This window comes from Escherichia sp. 94.0001 (assembly GCF_013369155.2).
In the GTDB taxonomy this organism is placed as follows: Bacteria; Pseudomonadota; Gammaproteobacteria; order Enterobacterales; family Enterobacteriaceae; genus Escherichia; species Escherichia coli_F.
Genome location: NZ_JABWMS020000009.1, coordinates 1 through 19,344, shown reverse-complemented (window position 1 = coordinate 19,344; position 19,344 = coordinate 1). Strand labels below are relative to the sequence as shown.

Below are 19,344 nucleotides of genomic sequence, written 5' to 3'. Positions count from 1 at the left end.
AATACGGAGCGGGCGGTATCGCCAACCTGTGACTACCGGATGCGACGCGGTCGTGTCCGGCTGGGCGGGTTACGCAATTCATGATGGCGGGAATAACTCAATGGCAAAAAACACATCTTGCGGTGTCCAACTGCGTATTCGTGGCAAAGTGCAGGGCGTCGGTTTTCGTCCCTTTGTCTGGCAACTGGCACAGCAATTAAATCTTCACGGCGATGTCTGTAATGACGGCGATGGCGTAGAAGTCCGGCTGCTGGAAGACCCGGAAACGTTTCTTGTTCAATTGCATCAGCACTGCCCGCCGCTGGCGCGTATTGATAGCGTCGAATGTGAGCCGTTTATCTGGATGCAGCCGCCCACTGAGTTCACCATCCGCCAGAGCGCGGGCGGCGTCATGAATACGCAAATTGTTCCCGATGCCGCTACTTGTCCTGCCTGTCTTGCCGAAATGAATACCCCAGGCGAACGGCGTTATCGTTATCCGTTTATCAACTGTACTCACTGCGGCCCGCGTTTCACCATTATTCGCGCGATGCCTTACGACCGTCCATTTACCGTGATGGCGGCGTTTCCGCTATGTCCGGCCTGCGATAAAGAATATCGCGACCCGCTCGATCGTCGCTTCCACGCCCAGCCGGTGGCCTGCCCGGAGTGTGGCCCACATCTTGAATGGCTAAGTCATGGTGAACATGCGAAACAAGAGGCGGCATTACAGGCGGCTATCGCTCAGTTAAAAATGGGCAACATTGTCGCTATCAAAGGGATTGGCGGATTTCATCTCGCCTGCGATGCGCGTAACAGTAACGCGGTGGCGACACTACGGGCGCGCAAACATCGCCCGGCGAAACCGCTGGCGGTTATGTTGCCAACGGCAGAAGGTTTGCCCGACGCTGCCCGTCAGTTGCTCACCACGCCCGCCGCGCCGATTGTACTGGTGGATAAAATATATGTTCCGGAACTTTGTGACGATATCGCCCCTGGCCTTAACGAAGTCGGGGTGATGTTGCCTGCGAATCCGCTCCAGCATTTGCTGTTACAGGAACTGCAATGCCCACTGGTGATGACCTCCGGCAACCTGAGCGGTAAACCACCGGCTATCAGCAACGAACAGGCGCTGGAGGACTTGCAGGACATTGCCGACGGATTCTTGATTCATAACCGCGACATCGTGCAGCGGATGGATGATTCAGTGGTGCGCGAAAGTGGCGAAATGTTGCGCCGCTCGCGGGGGTATGTACCGGATGCGCTGGCTTTGCCTCCGGGCTTTAAAAATATTCCTCCTGTGCTGTGTCTCGGTGCGGATCTGAAAAATACCTTCTGTCTGGTGCGTGGTGAACAGTCGGTGTTGAGTCAACATTTGGGCGATTTAAGTGACGATGGCATTCAGATGCAGTGGCGCGAAGCGTTGCGCCTGATGCAAAACATCTACGATTTTACTCCACAGTTTGTGGTGCATGATGCGCATCCGGGCTATGTCTCCAGCCAGTGGGCGCGTGAGATGAATCTGCCGACGCAAACGGTGCTGCATCACCATGCCCACGCGGCGGCGTGTCTGGCAGAACATCACTGGCCGCTGGATGGCGGTGATGTCATTGCTTTGACGCTCGACGGTATTGGTATGGGCGAGAACGGCGCTTTGTGGGGCGGCGAGTGCTTGCGGGTGAACTATCGCGAATGCCAGCACCTGGGCGGCTTGCCTGCGGTGGCGCTTCCGGGGGGCGATTTGGCTGCAAAGCAGCCGTGGCGAAACCTGCTGGCGCAGTGCCTGCGCTTTGTGCCGGAGTGGCAGAATTACCCTGAAACGGCAAGTGTGCAACAGCAAAACTGGAGCGTGCTGGCGCGGGCCATTGAGCGTGGAATCAATGCGCCGCTGGCATCATCGTGTGGGCGGTTGTTCGATGCCGTAGCGGCTGCGCTGGGCTGTGCGCCAGCCACGTTAAGTTATGAAGGTGAAGCGGCTTGCGGCCTCGAGGCGCTGGCGGCTTCGTGCCAGGGAGTGACGCATCCGGTGACGATGCCGCTGGTGGACAATCAACTGGATCTCGCCACTTTCTGGCAGCAGTGGCTGAACTGGCAGGCACCGGTTAATCAACGCGCGTGGGCATTTCATGATGCGCTGGCGCAGGGTTTTGCCGCGTTGATGCGTGAGCAGGCCACAATGTGCGGTATCACTACGCTGGTATTTAGCGGTGGGGTTATTCATAACCGTTTGCTGCGTGCACGTCTGGCGCATTATCTTGCTGATTTCACATTGCTCTTTCCACAGAGTTTACCGGCGGGGGATGGCGGGTTGTCTCTGGGGCAGGGGGTTATTGCTGCGGCCCGTTGGGTGGCGGGTGAAGCCCAGAACGGATAAACGTGTTGCATTTGGGCGCAGTGCCGGATGCGGCGTGAACGCCTTATCCGGCCTACACATGCGCTCCCCGTAGGTCGGATAAGACGCGCCAGCGTCGCATCCGACATTTTGGGCACACTAGCCTGCCTACATCGGCAAGGTTTTCAACAATCCAAACGCCTCTTTCATCCGATCCTCACTGACTACAAAGGCGCGAAGCTGGTCGGCATCGTCAACGCCGCGCGCCACCATTCCCTGGCTTTCGGTACAAATCTGCCAGCGCAAATCCCGACGCTGGGTTTCCCCTGCCAGATGCAGCGGTAATTCCGGCGTTTTGATTTTTACCAGCATGGCGGGAAGTTTCAGCGGTGCGTTTCCACCGAGCAAGTTCTTCGCCAGCACCATCGCGCTAAGTTGAATCGGCTGCAGGAACGGCAATACCTGACCGTTAATTTCCGCGCAATCGCCCAGCGCATAAATATCGGCATTACTGGTTTGCAGATAACTATCGACGCAAACGCCGCGATTAATCGTCAGCCCGGCGCGTCGTGCCAGGGCGGTTTCCGGGCGCAGTCCGGTGGCGGCAATTACCGCATCCACTTCGATGCTGCGCTGGCGGTCCAGCGTTGCCAGAATGCCAGAATCCGTTTTTTCCAGCCCCTGCAACTGAGATTTCAACAGCAGATAAACGCCCATCTCCGTCAACCGATGCTGCAAGCGGCTGCTTACTTCCGGTGGCATTAACGACGCCAGAATACTGGCAGCGTTGTCGATTAGCGTGACCGCTTTGCCTGCCCGACAAAAATCCATCGCCAGTTCGCTACCAATCAAACCACCGCCTACAATCAACACCCGTCGGGCATCCCGCAGTTGTGTTTCACAGGCGCGATACTCTTGCTGACTATTTAACGTCAGCATTAACTCACGCCCAGGAACCGGCGGGACAAAGGCGTTGGCACCGGTTGCCAGCACTAGCTTGTCGTATTGCCACTGATTATTCTGGCTTTTCACCACATGGGCTTCGGCATCGATATCCGTCACCCAGGTGTGCGGAAACAGGCGCAGATTAAACTGCTCGGCAAATTCACCCGCCGTCTGGCGGGTAAGGTCGTCGGCACGTTGCCCCTGACTGATCACATGGCTAAGATCAGGTTTGTTGTACTCATCCATGCTGTCGGCGGCAATCAGGGTCAATGGAATACCGGTATCCTGTTTACGAATATTTTTCACCAGTTGGCGGGCGGCGAAGCCTGAACCAATGATCACAATGCCGTTGCTCATTTTGCCTCCGATGCCAGTTCGTCAAAGACGTCTTTGCCGAGGGAGCATTCCGGGCACAGGAAGTTATCCGGGACTTCACTCCACGGCGTTCCTGGCGCAACGTCCTGCATTGGCTCGCCTTTTGCCGGATCGTAAATCCACTGGCAGACACTGCACTGCATCCGCGGACCGAGATCAGCCGTCGTGGTGGCACAGGTTTCTTCTTTAACCACTGTATTCACCGTGCTTTGCGGCAGCGGTGCGAGCGCCCACTGACGGGCGATTTCACGACCGTGTTCACGGCATAATTCCAGTGCATCCTGGTCCGGTCGCCATTTGGCTTTCAGGCTAAGCGACATTTCGAAACCCGCATCTTGCAGGCGCGTGGAAAGACGATCCACGGCACCGCCGCTCCAGCCGTGAGAGCCGAAAGCACTGGCGCGTTTGTTACGGAAGCGTAATCCGGTCATCTCCTCCACCAGCCCGGCGATTTTCGGCATCATCACGTTATTCATCGTCGAAGTGCCAACCAGCACGCCTTTTGAGCGGAAGACATTGGTCAGGATTTCGTTTTTATCGCTTCGGGCGACGTTGAAAATTTTCACCGCCACGCGCGGGTCGGTTTCCGCAATCCCCTGGGCGATAGCGTCAGCCATCATGCGGGTGTTATTCGACATGGTGTCGTAGAAAATGGTGATTCTGTCTTCCTGATAATCCGCCGCCCATTTCAGGTACAGCTCGACAATTTGCGTCGGGTTATCGCGCCATACCACGCCGTGAGAGGTGGCAATCATATCGACCGGCAAGTTAAAGCCCAGGATCTCGGTGATTTTCGGCGTTACCAGGCGGCTGAATGGTGTCAGGATATTGGCGTAGTAACGCTGACACTGCTCGAAAAGCTCGGTCTGATCCACTTCATCGTTGAAGAGATGCTCGTCGCAGTAGTGCTGACCGAAAGCATCGTTACTGAACAGCACCGCGTCGCCCGTCAGGTAAGTCATCATGCTGTCCGGCCAGTGCAGCATTGGCGTTTCGACAAAAATGAGTTGTTTGCCGTTGCCGATATCCAGCGTGTCGCCGGTTTTCACCACGTTGAAATTCCACTCTGGATGATGGTGATGACCATTTATTGAGTCGATAGCGTTGGCAGTACAGTAGATCGGCGTATCGGGAATTTGCGCCATCAGTTCGGTCAGCGCCCCGGCGTGATCCTCTTCAGCATGGTTAATCACGATGTAATCGATATCCGCCAGATCGATTTCATTACGCAGGTTCTGCACAAATTCGCGGCTGAATTTATGGTCGACGGTGTCGATCAGCACGTTTTTTTCTTCGCGAATGAGGTAGCTGTTGTAGCTGCTGCCGCGCAGCGTTTTATATTCCGTGCCGTGAAAATCACGCACTTCCCAGTCACGTTGACCAACCCAATGAATGTTATTTTTCACCACAATAGACATAGCAACCTCAATTTATTCAGCGTGTTCTAAAAAGATGTCTTGCTAATTGCAGATTGCGTGCCAGTTTTTTATCTAATTGTTTTTAATATATAAATTAATTTATGCTCATTAATGAGTAGTCAAAATGACTATCAATCAAATGGTCGATATGACAATATCTATAGTCAAATTGACAGTGAGGCAAAGATGAGTTTTTCCGTTGATGTGCTGGCGAATATCGCCATCGAATTGCAGCGTGGGATTGGTCATCAGGATCGTTTTCAGCGCCTGATCACCACGTTGCGTCAGGTGCTGGAGTGCGATGCGTCTGCGTTGCTACGTTACGACTCGCGGCAGTTTATTCCGCTTGCCATCGACGGACTGGCGAAGGATGTTCTCGGTAGACGCTTTGCGCTGGAAGGGCATCCACGGCTGGAAGCGATTGCCCGCGCCGGGGACGTGGTGCGCTTTCCCGCAGACAGTGAATTGCCCGATCCCTATGACGGTTTGATTCCAGGGCAGGAGAGTCTGAAGGTTCACGCCTGTGTTGGTCTGCCCTTATTTGCCGGGCAAAACCTGATCGGCGCACTGACGCTCGATGGGATGCAGCCCGATCAGTTCGATGTTTTCAGCGACGAAGAGTTACGGCTGATTGCCGCGCTGGCGGCGGGAGCGTTAAGCAATGCGTTGCTGATTGAACAACTGGAAAGTCAGAATATGCTGCCGGGCGATGCCGCGCCGTTTGAAGCGCTGAAAGAGACGCAGATGATCGGCCTGTCGCCAGGCATGACGCAATTGAAAAAAGAGATTGAGATTGTGGCGGCGTCCGATCTCAACGTCCTAATTAGCGGTGAGACGGGAACCGGTAAGGAGCTGGTGGCGAAAGCGATTCATGAAGCCTCGCCACGGGCGGTGAATCCGCTGGTCTATCTCAACTGTGCCGCACTGCCGGAAAGTGTGGCGGAAAGTGAACTGTTCGGGCATGTGAAAGGGGCGTTTACTGGCGCTATCAGTAACCGCAGTGGGAAGTTTGAAATGGCGGATAACGGCACGCTGTTTCTGGATGAGATCGGCGAGTTGTCGTTGGCATTGCAAGCCAAGCTGCTGCGGGTGTTGCAGTATGGCGATATTCAGCGCGTTGGCGATGACCGCAGTTTGCGGGTCGATGTGCGCGTGCTGGCGGCGACTAACCGCGACTTGCGCGAAGAGGTGCTGGCAGGGCGATTTCGTGCTGACTTGTTTCATCGCCTGAGTGTGTTTCCGCTTTTGGTGCCGCCGCTGCGTGAGCGGGGTGATGACGTCATTCTTCTGGCGGGGTATTTCTGTGAGCAGTGTCGTTTGCGGCTGGGGCTCTCCCGCGTGGTATTAAGTGCCGGGGCGCGGAATTTATTGCAACACTATAGTTTTCCGGGGAACGTGCGCGAACTGGAACATGCTATTCATCGGGCGGTGGTGCTGGCGAGAGCGACCCGCAGCGGCGATGAAGTGATTCTTGAGGCGCAACATTTTGCTTTTCCTGAGGTGACATTGCCGCCGCCAGAAGTGACGGCGGTGCCCGTCGTTAAGCAAAACCTGCGTGAAGCAACAGAAGCGTTCCAGCGTGAAACCATTCGCCAGGCACTGGCAAAAAATCATCACAACTGGGCCGCCTGTGCGCGAATGCTGGAAACTGACGTCGCCAACCTGCATCGGTTGGCGAAACGTCTGGGGCTGAAGGATTAAATAATCCCGGCCTGATAGAAATCCTGCAGGTTAATCGCGCCGACGAGTTTGCCGTTTTCATCCACCACTGGTGCGGCGGTGATTTTGCGCTTCATCAGAACTTCTTTGGCGTCGATGGCGCGACTTTGCGATAGCAACGTCGTGCCGCCTGCCGTCATCGCTTCATTAACTGGCGTGGTGAGTGCACCGCCGCCAACCAGCCAGCGACGTAAATCCCCGTCGGTAAAGACGCCTTTCACCAGCCGTTGATCGTCGCACACGGCTACCAGTCCCAGACCGGTGCGACTAAGTTCCAGCATCGCATCCATCACGCTGGCGGTTAACGCCACCTGCGGGATGGTGTCATCACGGCGCATCAGATGATGCACTTTGTTCAGCAAGCGAGCGCCCAGAGCCCCAGCTGGGTGGGAGCGGGCAAAATCTTCTTCATTAAATCCGCGCGCCTGCATGACCGCCATCGCCAGCGCGTCGCCCATCATCAGGGTATTGACGGTGCTGGAGGTCGGCGCAAGATGCATCGGGCAGGCTTCGCGTTCTACAGAGATATCCAGCACCGCTTTCGCCGCCAGGCCCAGCGGTGATGTCGGTTTACCGGTCATCGCCAGCAGCGCGATAGATTTGTCTTCCAGACGCGGAATAATCAGATCCAGCTCCTTTGCGCCACCAGAGTAAGAGATAAACAGCATCACATCGCGGCTTTCAATCATCCCCAGGTCGCCGTGCAGTGCCTCTGCCGGATGAACAAAAAAAGCAGGCGTGCCGGTACTGGCAAGCGTTGCGGCGATTTTCTTACCAATGTGGCCCGATTTGCCAATTCCCGAAACCACCACTTTGCCTTCGCAGTGCAGGATGATATTGGCGGCGCGAACAAAATCATCGCCCAGACGTTCTGGTAAACGGCTTGCTTCCTGTAACTCCAGCATTAACGTCTGACGTCCCGCGTTCAGTAGTGCTTCACTCATTGCTCTCTCCGGTTATGATCACGTCGATCCCTTTTTCTTCCAGCGCCTGACGAAACGCTGGATCGATACCTGCGTCGGTAATCAGCTTATCGACGCTTTCAAGACTGCAAACTACGTTGGGGCTTTTACGGCCAAACTTTGATGAGTCCGCCATCAAAATCACTTCGCGCGCGGCATTACACATCGCTTTACTGACGGTATAGACCTCGTTGAAGGTAGTTACGCCTGCATTGAGATCGATGCCATCGGTGCCCATAAACAATTTATCGAAGCTGAAATGTTCGAAGGCGTTCTCTGCCAGCTGCCCGTGAAATGAGGCCGATTTTTTACGAAACGTTCCGCCTGGCATCAGGATAGTTTGTTCGTTATCCAGTTCGGATAGCGCATTGACGATATGCAGGCTGTTGGTCATTACTGTGATGTTATTAAAGCGCGAGAGCAGGGGGACCATCTGCAAAACTGTACTGCCAGCATCAAGAATGATCGAATCGCCATCATGGATAAAACTAACGGCAGCTTCTGCAATCAGCTCTTTCTTGTGGGTGTTGATGAGTGTTTTATGATCGATAGGCGGATCGGATTCCTCTTTATTCAACACCACTCCGCCATAAGTACGAATGACGGTTCCTGCATGTTCCAGAATGACCAGATCTTTGCGAATGGTTGTGCCTGTGGTGTCAAAGTATTGCGCCAATTCTTCAACCGAGCATTTACCCTGCTTTTGCAGATACTCCAGAATGGCGGCCTGACGCTGACGAGGTTTCATGGGCGTGATTACCTGATTTAGGTTTCAAAATGATAACTTCGCAAGCAAGTAACATTCACAACGAAATTATCCACGTTTCAGTTTAAGCGCCAATGATAGAGCATTCTGTGATAGTGGATCATGGGGAAAGATCACATCGGGCCGTAAATCACCAGGATACATACCCGTAATTGCGGGAATTTTTTGCGGTTTAGCGAAAACGGTCAGTCCTTTCATAAACAAGGTATCGACGATGCGCTGCTGATCGTCCAGGGCGATGGCGACCACGACCCGCGGTTTAAAGCGTCCGCTGGAACGGCCCACGCCAACCCGCCCTTGCTGGCATAGTGTGTCGAAGGCACGGTTAAAACGAGAAATTTGCCAGCCGCCTAAGGCCAGTTGCGCACACCAGGCGATAACGGCGACGGTGATGAGTGCGGATACCATAACTTTTCCTTAATGTAGTGGCGGAAGTCCTGTATGCCTGATGCGCGTAGCGCATCAGGCATTCTATTAGTCTCGCGGAGATCCTTAACGGATCTCCGCTGTTGATCAGAACATCACCTGACCGCCGGTGACATTAATCGACTGTCCAGTGCAGTACGATGCCTTTGGACTGGCGTAGAACAGCAGCATATTCAGCACATCCTGATAATCGCAGCCACGTTTGAGCGGTACTTTATCGATGTAATACTGCTCGACTTGATCCGGTTTGATACCTAGCTTGGTCGCGTATTGTGGCAACAGTGACTGGAACATCGGCGATTTCAGCAGATTACCGAGCATTAGTGAATGCACCGTAATGCCGTACTCCGCCAGATCCAGAGCCAGTGATTGAGTCAGTCCGACGCCACCAAATTTCGCTGCGCTGTAGCCAGAGTTGTGTTTGCTGCCCACTTTGCCGGATTTCGAGTTGATCTGAATAATGCGCCCCTGAATCCCGTCGCGGATCATCAAACGCGAAAATTCACGCGCACACAGGAAATAACCCACCAGATTCACTTGTAGCGAACGATCAAAATCGCCGAGCTGGAAGTCGCTGATAAAGGCTGCTTTTGCTATTCCGGCGCTGTAGACCAGTAAATCCACGCGACCAAAGATTTCATCTACCCCACGAGAGAGCGCCAGAACGCTTTGCTCGCTGGTGGCGTCAGCACCAAAACCGTACGCTGTTCCTTCACCATATTCGGCGTTAATTTCTTGTGCCACATTTGCGGCTTTGTCGCTCTGAATATCGACAACCGCGACGCGATACCCCTCGGCAGCCAGACCGTGGCACAGGAACGCGCCTAAGGTTTGCCCACCACCGATAACAACGGCAACCTGATTCATTTTTTACTCCTTAACAGATTCAAACTTCAAAACCGATCCCGGCGCGATATCGTCGGGTACAGGGCCTGCCACATGGACAGTGCCCGGAAATTCCGCTTCGTTTAAACCATCGAAGCGCAGGGTGACATGACCCAGTTCGCGAAGGTTGTCTTCCGCCACGCTGCCAACGGCGGTCACCGGATAGCGATGCTGCCCGAGCGAAAATTGCAAACCGGGATGGAGTGCACCTTTCAACTCGCCGTGGCAATGAATGAAGCAATACTCTTCGAGATCCGCAGGAGCGCCTTCACGAAAGGTGATGAGCATCTGGTCGCTGAGGGCGTCAGTGGCACTCGCGCCGATACGGGTGATGGTGGTCTGATAAATAACGGTCATGTTTCAGCCTCTATTGATAGATAAAACCGGAGACAAACCAGGCGATCAGTACAGTCGGCGCGCCGGTTAAAAAGCGGCTCACCAGTACAGAAGGGACACCGACGCGAACCGTGTCCTGACGGGCTTCCGCCAGCGACAAACCGACCGGGATGAAGTCGCAGGCCGCCTGCGCGTTGATGGCAAACAGTGCAGGTAAAGCCAGATGCGGCGGAATATTGCCGAGACCAATCTGCACGCCAATCAATACGCCGATAACCTGTGCGATAACTGCGCCTGGGCCGAGGAAAGGTGAAAGCAGCGGGAAGGAGCAGATGAGCGCCAGCATGACCAGACCCAGTGGATGGCTCGCCAGCGGAGCAAGACCGTGGGCAATCCAGTCACCAAGGCCAGAAGCCATAATGATGCCAATGAGCGCCGAGACGAACGCCATAAACGGCAGAATGGTTTTTAATACAGTGTCGATGGTGTCACGGCCAGATTGAAACAGCACGGCAACGGCAGAACCCATACCCATTCCCACCTTCGCCAGTAAACCATCGCTTTGTTCGGTGATTTTCTTGCTGGTGTCATAGTCACGGCCCACGGAAGAGGGTTGTGGTGTCGCATCACCCACTACAGTGATGTTTTCTTCTTTCACGCCAGAGACATAAATATCTTCCACAATGTACTGCGCCAGTGGACCGGACTTGCCCGTCGAGTGGATATTAATGGTGGGAATACGCCGTTTCGGATAGATGCCGCAGCGTAATGTGCCGCCACAGTCGATTACCGCGACACCAATTTCTTCCTCCGCAGGTTCACCTTCTTTAAATCCGTCGATAGCCTGCCAGCCAGTAAGCTGTGCCAGTTTGTCGACAAATGCAGGACGTGTACCGGCGGTGATATAGACGATTTTTTTGCCCGGTGTGGCTTCCAGCTCAAGCGGGCCGCCCCAGCCACCCGTTCCTTTTTCGATCCGAATACGCGTCATGATGTTGCTCCTGCCAGGTGAACTTTTTGTTCAAGTTGAATGCCCATCTTTTTCTCAAAAATAGCGGTGGTTAGATCGGTCACCCAGCCGCGGAAGAAGTTAGTGACCAGACCAACCAACAGATAGCTCACCGCCAGTGGGCCAAGTGGCAGGTTCAGCGTTGTCAGACCGCTGGCAATGCCAAGATAAACAAACAGTTCGCCAGGGTTGATATGGGGGAAGAGGCCATTCATTGAGTGACAGCTATAAGAGGCCGCCGCGTAATAGCTGGGTTTGTACTTTTCCGGCATAAAGCGACCCAGGCTTAAGGTCATCGGATTGCAAAAGACAAACGTGCCAATGCACGGTAACAGCAGGTAACGGGAAACAGGGTTACCGGCGCAACGTTGAGCAAAACGTTCAATACGATGCTGACCGATAAAATTAATCAGTGCGTTCATGATAACCAGCAGGCTAATCAACAGCGGAAGAATGCCGGTCACCATCCCGGTAAACACCTCTCCGCCCTTTTGGAACAGCCCGATAAACCACTCTGCACCATGAGTAATGGTTTCTATCATTGTTCTCTCCTTCAGGATTTATTGTTTTATTACCAAACGGCAACCTAATCTAATCAGATTGAAAGATTTAAAAGTGTTATTTTGATCGCAAAATGAAAGATAAATATTTTAATTTGAAAGTTTGTATAAAAGGATAGTGAGGCGGATGAGTTGAGTTATGTAAAGTCTGTATCGGGCAGTGACTACCGCTTCCTTGTGCAGGGCGGGATGCTTTACCATACTTGCCCCTGGTTGAATTTGTTAAATGGACCCCTCATGTTCAAGCGTCGTTATGTAACATTGCTTCCCCTTTTTGTGTTGCTTGCCGCCTGTAGCAGCAAGCCAAAACCTACTGAGACTGAAACGACCACCGGAACGCCGTCTGGCGGCTTCCTGCTTGAGCCGCAGCACAATGTGATGCAGATGGGCGGCGATTTCGCTAACAACCCGAATGCGCAGCAGTTCATCGATAAAATGGTGAACAAACACGGCTTCGATCGTCAGCAATTGCAGGAAATCCTCTCCCAGGCGAAACGTCTGGATTCGGTACTGCGGCTGATGGATAACCAGGCACCAACCACATCGGTGAAGCCGCCATCAGGTCCGAACGGCGCATGGCTGCGTTATCGCAAAAAATTTATTACGCCGGACAACGTGCAAAACGGCGTGGTTTTCTGGAATCAGTATGAAGACGCGTTGAATCGTGCGTGGCAGGTGTATGGCGTACCGCCGGAAATTATCGTCGGGATTATCGGCGTTGAAACCCGTTGGGGGCGCGTGATGGGGAAAACCCGTATCCTCGATGCGCTGGCAACGCTGTCATTTAACTACCCACGCCGCGCGGAGTATTTCTCTGGCGAGCTGGAAACCTTCTTGCTGATGGCGCGCGATGAGCAGGACGATCCGCTCAATCTGAAAGGTTCCTTTGCCGGGGCGATGGGCTACGGTCAGTTTATGCCATCGTCTTATAAACAATATGCAGTGGATTTTAGCGGCGACGGGCATATCAACCTGTGGGATCCGGTTGATGCCATCGGTAGCGTGGCGAACTATTTCAAAGCGCACGGCTGGGTGAAAGGCGATCAGGTCGCAGTGATGGCAAACGGTCAGGCACCAGGCTTACCGAATGGCTTCAAAACCATGTACAGCATTTCACAACTTGCTGCAGCTGGACTAACGCCACAGCAGCCGCTGGGCAACCATCAGCAGGCCAGCTTACTGCGCCTGGATGTTGGCACCGGTTACCAGTACTGGTACGGTTTGCCGAACTTCTACACTATCACCCGTTACAATCACAGCACCCATTACGCAATGGCCGTCTGGCAGTTAGGACAAGCCGTGGCACTGGCGCGCGTTCAGTAACTCTTTGCAAGAGGGAGGTTAAACTTCCCTCTGTTTTCTTACTGTTTATTCGAATGACGTAATTGCTTGATTTTTTTCGACAGCGATATCGCATATCCCAGGCAGACAACGCCTAACGCAGCCTGACCGAAGTCGAAAGGTTCAAGGTAGCCAGAAGATAAAATTTTACATATCACTAAAACCAGTGCGCCGATGCCACCAATGATGACCCAAATACGCATTTGCGTGGTTTGTTTAAGCACGTTTTGTGGCGTGTTATCCGTTTTCTTTGTTGCCATTGCTATTCTCTCCCTGTGAATACATATCAATGTGAACGCGGCATGGTAGCGCTTTTTCTTTACCGACTGGTCGCAACAGTCTTTTTCCGGAACGCAACTCGTAAAATCAATCGCTCGTCCCCATCTTCTGCGGGAAAGTGCTATCTTGTCCGGCATATATTTTTTGACTGACTGAGGTTGTGATGATTGACAGTGAACTGATGCAGTTAAGCGAACAGGTAGGGCAGGCGCTGAAAGCCCGTGGCGCAACCGTAACAACTGCCGAGTCTTGTACCGGCGGTTGGGTAGCGAAAGTGATTACCGATATTGCCGGTAGCTCCGCCTGGTTTGAACGCGGATTTGTCACCTACAGTAACGAAGCCAAAGCGCAGATGATCGGCGTACGCGAAGAGACGCTGGCGCAGCACGGCGCGGTGAGCGAACCCGTCGTGGTGGAAATGGCGATAGGCGCACTGAAAGCGGCTCGTGCTGATTATGCCGTGTCTATCAGCGGTATCGCTGGGCCGGATGGCGGCAGTGAAGAGAAACCTGTCGGCACTGTCTGGTTTGCTTTTGCCACTGCCCGCGGCGAAGGCATTACCCGCCGGGAATGCTTCAGCGGTGATCGTGATGCGGTGCGTCGTCAGGCTACTGCGTATGCATTGCAAACCTTGTGGCAACAATTTCTACAAAACACTTGATACTGTATGAGCATACAGTATAATTGCTTCAACAGAACATATTGACTATCCGGTATTACCCGGCATGACAGGAGTAAAAATGGCTATCGACGAAAACAAACAGAAAGCGTTGGCGGCAGCACTGGGCCAGATTGAGAAACAATTTGGTAAAGGCTCCATCATGCGCCTGGGTGAAGACCGTTCCATGGATGTGGAAACCATCTCTACCGGTTCGCTTTCACTGGATATCGCGCTTGGGGCAGGTGGTCTGCCGATGGGCCGTATCGTCGAAATCTACGGACCGGAATCTTCCGGTAAAACCACGCTGACGTTACAGGTGATCGCCGCAGCCCAGCGTGAAGGTAAAACCTGTGCGTTTATCGATGCTGAACACGCGCTGGACCCAATCTATGCACGTAAACTGGGCGTCGATATCGACAACTTGCTGTGCTCCCAGCCGGACACCGGCGAGCAGGCACTGGAAATCTGTGACGCTCTGGCGCGTTCTGGCGCAGTAGACGTTATCGTCGTTGACTCCGTGGCGGCACTGACACCGAAAGCGGAAATCGAAGGCGAAATCGGCGATTCTCACATGGGCCTTGCGGCACGTATGATGAGCCAGGCGATGCGTAAGCTGGCGGGTAACCTGAAGCAGTCCAACACGCTGCTGATCTTCATCAACCAGATCCGTATGAAAATTGGTGTGATGTTCGGTAACCCGGAAACGACTACCGGTGGTAACGCGCTGAAATTCTACGCTTCTGTTCGTCTCGACATCCGTCGCATCGGCGCGGTGAAAGAGGGCGAAAACGTGGTGGGTAGCGAAACCCGCGTGAAAGTGGTGAAGAACAAAATCGCTGCGCCGTTTAAACAGGCTGAATTCCAGATCCTCTACGGCGAAGGTATCAACTTCTACGGCGAACTGGTTGACCTGGGCGTGAAAGAGAAGCTGATCGAGAAAGCAGGCGCGTGGTACAGCTACAAAGGTGAGAAGATCGGTCAGGGTAAAGCGAATGCGACTGCCTGGCTGAAAGACAACCCGGAAACTGCGAAAGAGATCGAGAAGAAAGTACGTGAGTTGCTGCTGAGCAACCCGAACTCAACGCCGGATTTCTCTGTAGATGACAGCGAAGGCGTAGCAGAAACTAACGAAGATTTTTAATCGTCTTGTTTGATACACAAGGGTCGCATCTGCGGCCCTTTTGCTTTTTAAGTTGTAAGGGTATGCCATGACAGAATCAACATCCCGTCGCCCGGCATATGCTCGCCTGTTGGATCGTGCGGTACGCATTCTGGCGGTGCGCGATCACAGTGAGCAAGAACTGCGACGTAAACTTGCGGCACCGATCATGGGCAAAAATGGCCCGGAAGAGATTGATGCCACGGTAGAAGATTACGAGCGTGTTATTGCCTGGTGCCATGAACATGGCTATCTCGATGACAGCCGATTTGTTGCGCGCTTTATCGCCAGCCGGAGCCGCAAAGGTTACGGTCCGGCGCGTATCCGTCAGGAACTGAATCAGAAAGGTCTTTCCCGCGAGGCGACAGAAAAAGCGATGCGTGAATGTGACATCGACTGGTGTGCACTGGCGCGCGATCAGGCGACGCGAAAATATGGCGAACCTTTGCCAACTGTCTTTTCAGAAAAAGTTAAGATCCAGCGTTTTCTGCTCTATCGCGGCTATCTGATGGAGGATATCCAGGATATTTGGCGAAATTTTGCCGACTGAACGCATACGGTATTTTACTTCCCAGTCAAGAAAACTTATCTTATTCCCACTTTTCAGTTACCAGCCCGGCGGTTAAGACACGCTGTAGCTGGTGGCGATATTTCGTTAGCTTGATTTCAGGATAATTATGAGCAAGAGCACCGCTGAGATCCGTCAGGCGTTTCTCGACTTTTTCCATAGTAAGGGACATCAGGTAGTTGCCAGCAGCTCCCTGGTACCCCATAACGACCCAACTTTGTTGTTTACCAACGCCGGGATGAACCAGTTCAAGGATGTGTTCCTTGGGCTCGACAAGCGTAATTATTCCCGCGCTACCACTTCCCAACGCTGCGTGCGTGCGGGTGGTAAACACAACGACCTGGAAAACGTCGGTTACACTGCGCGTCACCATACCTTCTTTGAAATGCTGGGCAACTTCAGCTTCGGCGATTATTTCAAACATGATGCCATTCAGTTTGCATGGGAACTGCTGACCAGTGAAAAATGGTTTGCCCTGCCGAAAGAGCGTCTGTGGGTTACCGTCTATGAAAGCGACGACGAAGCCTACGAAATCTGGGAAAAAGAAGTAGGGATCCCGCGCGAACGTATTATTCGCATCGGCGATAACAAAGGTGCGCCATACGCATCTGACAACTTCTGGCAGATGGGTGACACTGGTCCGTGTGGCCCGTGCACCGAAATCTTCTACGATCATGGCGACCACATTTGGGGTGGCCCTCCGGGAAGTCCGGAAGAAGACGGCGACCGTTACATTGAGATTTGGAACATCGTCTTCATGCAGTTCAACCGCCAGGCAGATGGCACGATGGAACCGCTGCCGAAGCCGTCTGTAGATACCGGTATGGGTCTGGAGCGTATTGCTGCGGTGCTGCAACACGTTAACTCTAACTATGACATTGACCTGTTCCGCACGCTGATCCAGGCAGTAGCGAAAGTCACTGGCGCGACCGATCTGAGCAATAAATCACTGCGCGTAATCGCTGACCACATTCGTTCTTGTGCGTTCCTGATCGCGGATGGCGTAATGCCGTCCAACGAAAACCGTGGTTATGTACTGCGTCGTATCATTCGTCGCGCAGTGCGTCACGGCAATATGCTCGGCGCGAAAGAAACCTTCTTCTACAAACTGGTTGGTCCGCTGATCGACGTTATGGGATCTGCAGGTGAAGACCTGAAACGCCAGCAGGCGCAGGTTGAGCAGGTGCTGAAGACTGAAGAAGAGCAGTTTGCCCGCACGCTGGAACGCGGTCTGGCGCTGCTGGACGAAGAGCTGGCGAAACTTTCTGGCGATACGCTGGATGGCGAAACTGCTTTCCGTCTGTACGACACCTACGGTTTCCCGGTTGACCTGACGGCTGATGTTTGTCGTGAACGCAACATCAAAGTTGACGAAGCTGGTTTTGAAGCAGCAATGGAAGAGCAGCGTCGTCGTGCGCGCGAAGCCAGTGGCTTTGGTGCCGATTACAACGCAATGATCCGTGTTGACAGTGCATCTGAATTTAAAGGCTATGACCATCTGGAACTGAACGGCAAAGTGACTGCGCTGTTTGTTGATGGTAAAGCGGTTGATGCCATCAATGCAGGCCAGGAAGCTGTGGTCGTGCTGGATCAAACGCCATTCTATGCGGAATCTGGCGGTCAGGTTGGCGATAAAGGTGAACTGAAAGGCGCTAACTTCTCCTTTGCGGTGGAAGATACGCAGAAATACGGCCAGGCGATTGGTCATATCGGTAAACTTGCTGCGGGTTCTCTGAAAGTGGGCGACGCGGTGCAGGCTGATGTTGATGAGGCTCGTCGCGCTCGTATTCGTCTGAATCACTCCGCAACGCACCTGATGCACGCTGCGCTGCGCCAGGTTTTGGGTACTCATGTATCGCAGAAAGGTTCACTGGTTAACGACAAAGTGCTGCGCTTCGACTTCTCACACAACGAAGCGATGAAACCAGAAGAGATTCGTGCGGTTGAAGACCTGGTGAACGCGCAGATTCGCCGTAACTTGCCGATCGAAACCAACATCATGGATCTCGAAGCGGCGAAAGCGAAAGGTGCGATGGCTCTGTTTGGCGAGAAGTATGATGAGCGCGTACGCGTGCTGAGCATGGGCGATTTCTCCACCGAGCTGTGTGGCGGTACTCACGCAAGCCGCACCGGTGATATTGGTCTGTTCCGCATCATCTCTGAATCGGGTACTGCTGCAGGTGTTCGTCGTATCGAAGCGGTAACCGGAGAAGGCGCTATCGCCACCGTCCATGCAGACAGCGATCGCTTAAGCGAAGTCGCACATCTGTTGAAAGGCGATAGCAATAATCTGGCTGATAAAGTGCGCTCAGTACTGGAACGTACGCGTCAGCTGGAAAAAGAGTTACAACAGCTTAAAGAACAAGCTGCCGCACAGGAGAGCGCAAATCTTTCCAGTAAGGCAATTGATGTTAATGGTGTTAAGCTGTTGGTTAGCGAGCTTAGCGGTGTTGAGCCGAAAATGTTGCGTACCATGGTTGACGATTTAAAAAATCAGCTGGGGTCGACAATTATCGTGCTGGCAACGGTAGCCGAAGGTAAGGTTTCTCTGATTGCAGGCGTATCTAAGGACGTCACAGATCGTGTGAAAGCAGGGGAACTGATTGGTATGGTCGCTCAGCAGGTGGGCGGCAAGGGTGGTGGACGTCCTGACATGGCGCAAGCCGGTGGTACGGATGCTGCGGCCTTACCTGCAGCGTTAGCCAGTGTGAAAGGCTGGGTCAGCGCGAAATTGCAATAATATAAGCGTCAGGCAATGCCGTGGACTCGCTTCACGGCATTCGCATTAACGCTATCGACAACGATAAAGTCAGGTTGAAGTTGTGTATATCGGCTAAACTTAGGTTTAACAGAATGTAATGCCATGACTGCTTACATGTAATGTGTTTGTCATTGCTTACTTTTTGGCGTTATATGATGGATAATGCCGGGATACAGAGAGACCCGACTCTTTTAATCTTTCAAGGAGCAAAGAATGCTGATTCTGACTCGTCGAGTTGGTGAGACCCTCATGATTGGGGATGAGGTCACCGTGACAGTTTTAGGGGTAAAGGGCAACCAGGTACGTATTGGCGTAAATGCCCCGAAGGAAGTTTCTGTTCACCGTGAAGAGATCTACCAGCGTATCCAGGCTGAAAAATCCCAGCAGTCCAGTTACTAATCTTTCCGCGTCTCATCTTTATCGGTGAGACGCACCCTCAAAATTCCTCCTTCACTCCATTGTTTTTTCGCTTTACTCCCGTTCATTCAACTTTAGTCTCCATTTTTTGCATTACTGCTATCTGTCAGACCTCCGTTTTTCTGTTGATAAAACACTCTTTTTGACGTTTTTACAGACTAATTGAGCGTGAAGTGTGCAAACGATAAAAGTGTGGGAAAAATTGTTTGACTTATAAGTCTCAGAAAGTAATATGTGCGCCACGCAGCGACGATGAGCGATAAACAAGTTCTTCGAAGCACTTGTAAGAGGCGTGTGGTGAGGTGGCCGAGAGGCTGAAGGCGCTCCCCTGCTAAGGGAGTATGCGGTCAAAAGCTGCATCCGGGGTTCGAATCCCCGCCTCACCGCCATTTGCATCCGTAGCTCAGCTGGATAGAGTACTCGGCTACGAACCGAGCGGTCGGAGG

At 53.1% G+C, this 19,344-nt stretch carries 18 protein-coding genes and 1 tRNA gene; 9 read left to right on the top strand and 10 right to left on the bottom strand.

The annotated features are described in order from the left end of the window. Positions 1 to 100 precede the first annotated feature (100 nt). A complete protein-coding gene (hypF, locus tag HEN33_RS06915) occupies positions 101 to 2,353 on the top strand; it encodes a carbamoyltransferase HypF (RefSeq protein WP_176262663.1) in 2,253 nt (750 codons plus the stop codon). 126 nt (positions 2,354 to 2,479) lie between these two features. Here the strand turns inward: hypF and norW are convergent, their stop codons facing one another. Both norW and norV read right to left on the bottom strand, forming a co-directional pair. Further along, entirely contained in the window at positions 2,480 to 3,613 is a 1,134-nt protein-coding gene (gene norW, locus HEN33_RS06910) for an NADH:flavorubredoxin reductase NorW (RefSeq protein WP_176262662.1), read from the bottom strand. Then, positions 3,610 to 5,049 carry an anaerobic nitric oxide reductase flavorubredoxin gene (gene norV, locus HEN33_RS06905; protein WP_000029615.1) on the bottom strand — a complete coding sequence of 480 codons (1,440 nt, stop codon included), beginning with the start codon at positions 5,047 to 5,049 and terminating at the stop codon, positions 3,610 to 3,612. The genes norW and norV overlap by 4 nt, the downstream gene beginning before the upstream one ends. A 186-nt stretch (positions 5,050 to 5,235) precedes the next feature. On the opposite strand from norV, the gene norR reads away from it, so the two are divergent. Further along, a complete protein-coding gene (norR, locus tag HEN33_RS06900) occupies positions 5,236 to 6,750 on the top strand; it encodes a nitric oxide reductase transcriptional regulator NorR (RefSeq protein ID WP_176262661.1) in 1,515 nt (504 codons plus the stop codon). Here norR and gutQ read toward each other — a convergent pair. The 7 genes from gutQ to srlA form a co-directional block, all read right to left on the bottom strand. Beyond that, a complete protein-coding gene (gene gutQ, locus HEN33_RS06895; protein WP_176262660.1) occupies positions 6,747 to 7,712 on the bottom strand; it encodes an arabinose-5-phosphate isomerase GutQ in 966 nt (321 codons plus the stop codon). The genes norR and gutQ overlap by 4 nt on opposite strands. Continuing rightward, positions 7,705 to 8,478 carry a glucitol operon DNA-binding transcriptional repressor SrlR gene (gene srlR / locus HEN33_RS06890; RefSeq protein ID WP_000804546.1) on the bottom strand — a complete coding sequence of 258 codons (774 nt, stop codon included), beginning with the start codon at positions 8,476 to 8,478 and terminating at the stop codon, positions 7,705 to 7,707. Before srlR ends, gutQ begins: the two co-directional genes overlap by 8 nt. A 66-nt stretch (positions 8,479 to 8,544) precedes the next feature. Next, positions 8,545 to 8,904 (bottom strand): transcriptional regulator GutM, encoded by a 360-nt coding sequence (gene gutM / locus HEN33_RS06885; protein WP_086217630.1) that lies wholly within the window; start codon positions 8,902 to 8,904, stop codon positions 8,545 to 8,547. A 105-nt stretch (positions 8,905 to 9,009) separates the two neighbouring features. Beyond that, positions 9,010 to 9,789: a sorbitol-6-phosphate dehydrogenase gene (srlD, locus tag HEN33_RS06880; protein WP_001077351.1), complete on the bottom strand. Its 780-nt coding sequence runs from the start codon at positions 9,787 to 9,789 to the stop codon at positions 9,010 to 9,012. 3 nt (positions 9,790 to 9,792) lie between these two features. Continuing rightward, positions 9,793 to 10,164: a PTS glucitol/sorbitol transporter subunit IIA gene (gene srlB, locus HEN33_RS06875; RefSeq protein WP_000216201.1), complete on the bottom strand. Its 372-nt coding sequence runs from the start codon at positions 10,162 to 10,164 to the stop codon at positions 9,793 to 9,795. Between the two features lie 10 nt (positions 10,165 to 10,174). After that, the gene (srlE, locus tag HEN33_RS06870) at positions 10,175 to 11,134 is read right to left on the bottom strand and encodes a PTS glucitol/sorbitol transporter subunit IIB (RefSeq protein WP_105276638.1); all 960 of its coding nucleotides are present in this window, start codon (positions 11,132 to 11,134) and stop codon (positions 10,175 to 10,177) included. Next, on the bottom strand, positions 11,131 to 11,694 hold the full coding sequence (gene srlA / locus HEN33_RS06865) for a PTS glucitol/sorbitol transporter subunit IIC (RefSeq protein ID WP_000573321.1): 564 nt from the start codon (positions 11,692 to 11,694) through the stop codon (positions 11,131 to 11,133). The genes srlE and srlA overlap by 4 nt, the downstream gene beginning before the upstream one ends. Positions 11,695 to 11,949: 255 nt before the next feature. Between srlA and mltB the strand changes: the two genes are divergently transcribed. After that, entirely contained in the window at positions 11,950 to 13,035 is a 1,086-nt protein-coding gene (gene mltB / locus HEN33_RS06860; RefSeq protein ID WP_176262659.1) for a lytic murein transglycosylase B, read from the top strand. Positions 13,036 to 13,073: 38 nt separating this feature from the next. Here mltB and HEN33_RS06855 read toward each other — a convergent pair whose 3' ends face one another. Then, a complete protein-coding gene (locus HEN33_RS06855) occupies positions 13,074 to 13,313 on the bottom strand; it encodes a hypothetical protein (protein ID WP_176262658.1) in 240 nt (79 codons plus the stop codon). Positions 13,314 to 13,495: 182 nt separating this feature from the next. On the opposite strand from HEN33_RS06855, the gene pncC reads away from it, so the two are divergent. The 6 genes from pncC to HEN33_RS06825 all read left to right on the top strand — a co-directional run bounded on the left by pncC (position 13,496) and on the right by HEN33_RS06825 (position 19,287). Next, on the top strand, positions 13,496 to 13,993 hold the full coding sequence (pncC, locus tag HEN33_RS06850) for a nicotinamide-nucleotide amidase (RefSeq protein ID WP_032184981.1): 498 nt from the start codon (positions 13,496 to 13,498) through the stop codon (positions 13,991 to 13,993). Between the two features lie 79 nt (positions 13,994 to 14,072). Next, positions 14,073 to 15,134, top strand: a complete 1,062-nt coding sequence (gene recA / locus HEN33_RS06845; RefSeq protein ID WP_000963143.1) for a recombinase RecA — start codon at positions 14,073 to 14,075, stop codon at positions 15,132 to 15,134. Between the two features lie 67 nt (positions 15,135 to 15,201). Continuing rightward, positions 15,202 to 15,702: a recombination regulator RecX gene (gene recX, locus HEN33_RS06840; protein WP_000140517.1), complete on the top strand. Its 501-nt coding sequence runs from the start codon at positions 15,202 to 15,204 to the stop codon at positions 15,700 to 15,702. A gap of 127 nt (positions 15,703 to 15,829) precedes the next feature. After that, positions 15,830 to 18,460 (top strand): alanine--tRNA ligase, encoded by a 2,631-nt coding sequence (alaS, locus tag HEN33_RS06835; RefSeq protein WP_000047170.1) that lies wholly within the window; start codon positions 15,830 to 15,832, stop codon positions 18,458 to 18,460. A 234-nt stretch (positions 18,461 to 18,694) separates the two neighbouring features. Then, positions 18,695 to 18,880 (top strand): carbon storage regulator CsrA, encoded by a 186-nt coding sequence (gene csrA, locus HEN33_RS06830; RefSeq protein WP_000906486.1) that lies wholly within the window; start codon positions 18,695 to 18,697, stop codon positions 18,878 to 18,880. A gap of 314 nt (positions 18,881 to 19,194) precedes the next feature. Beyond that, positions 19,195 to 19,287, top strand: a tRNA-Ser gene (locus HEN33_RS06825). The last annotated feature ends 57 nt before the right edge of the window (positions 19,288 to 19,344 follow it).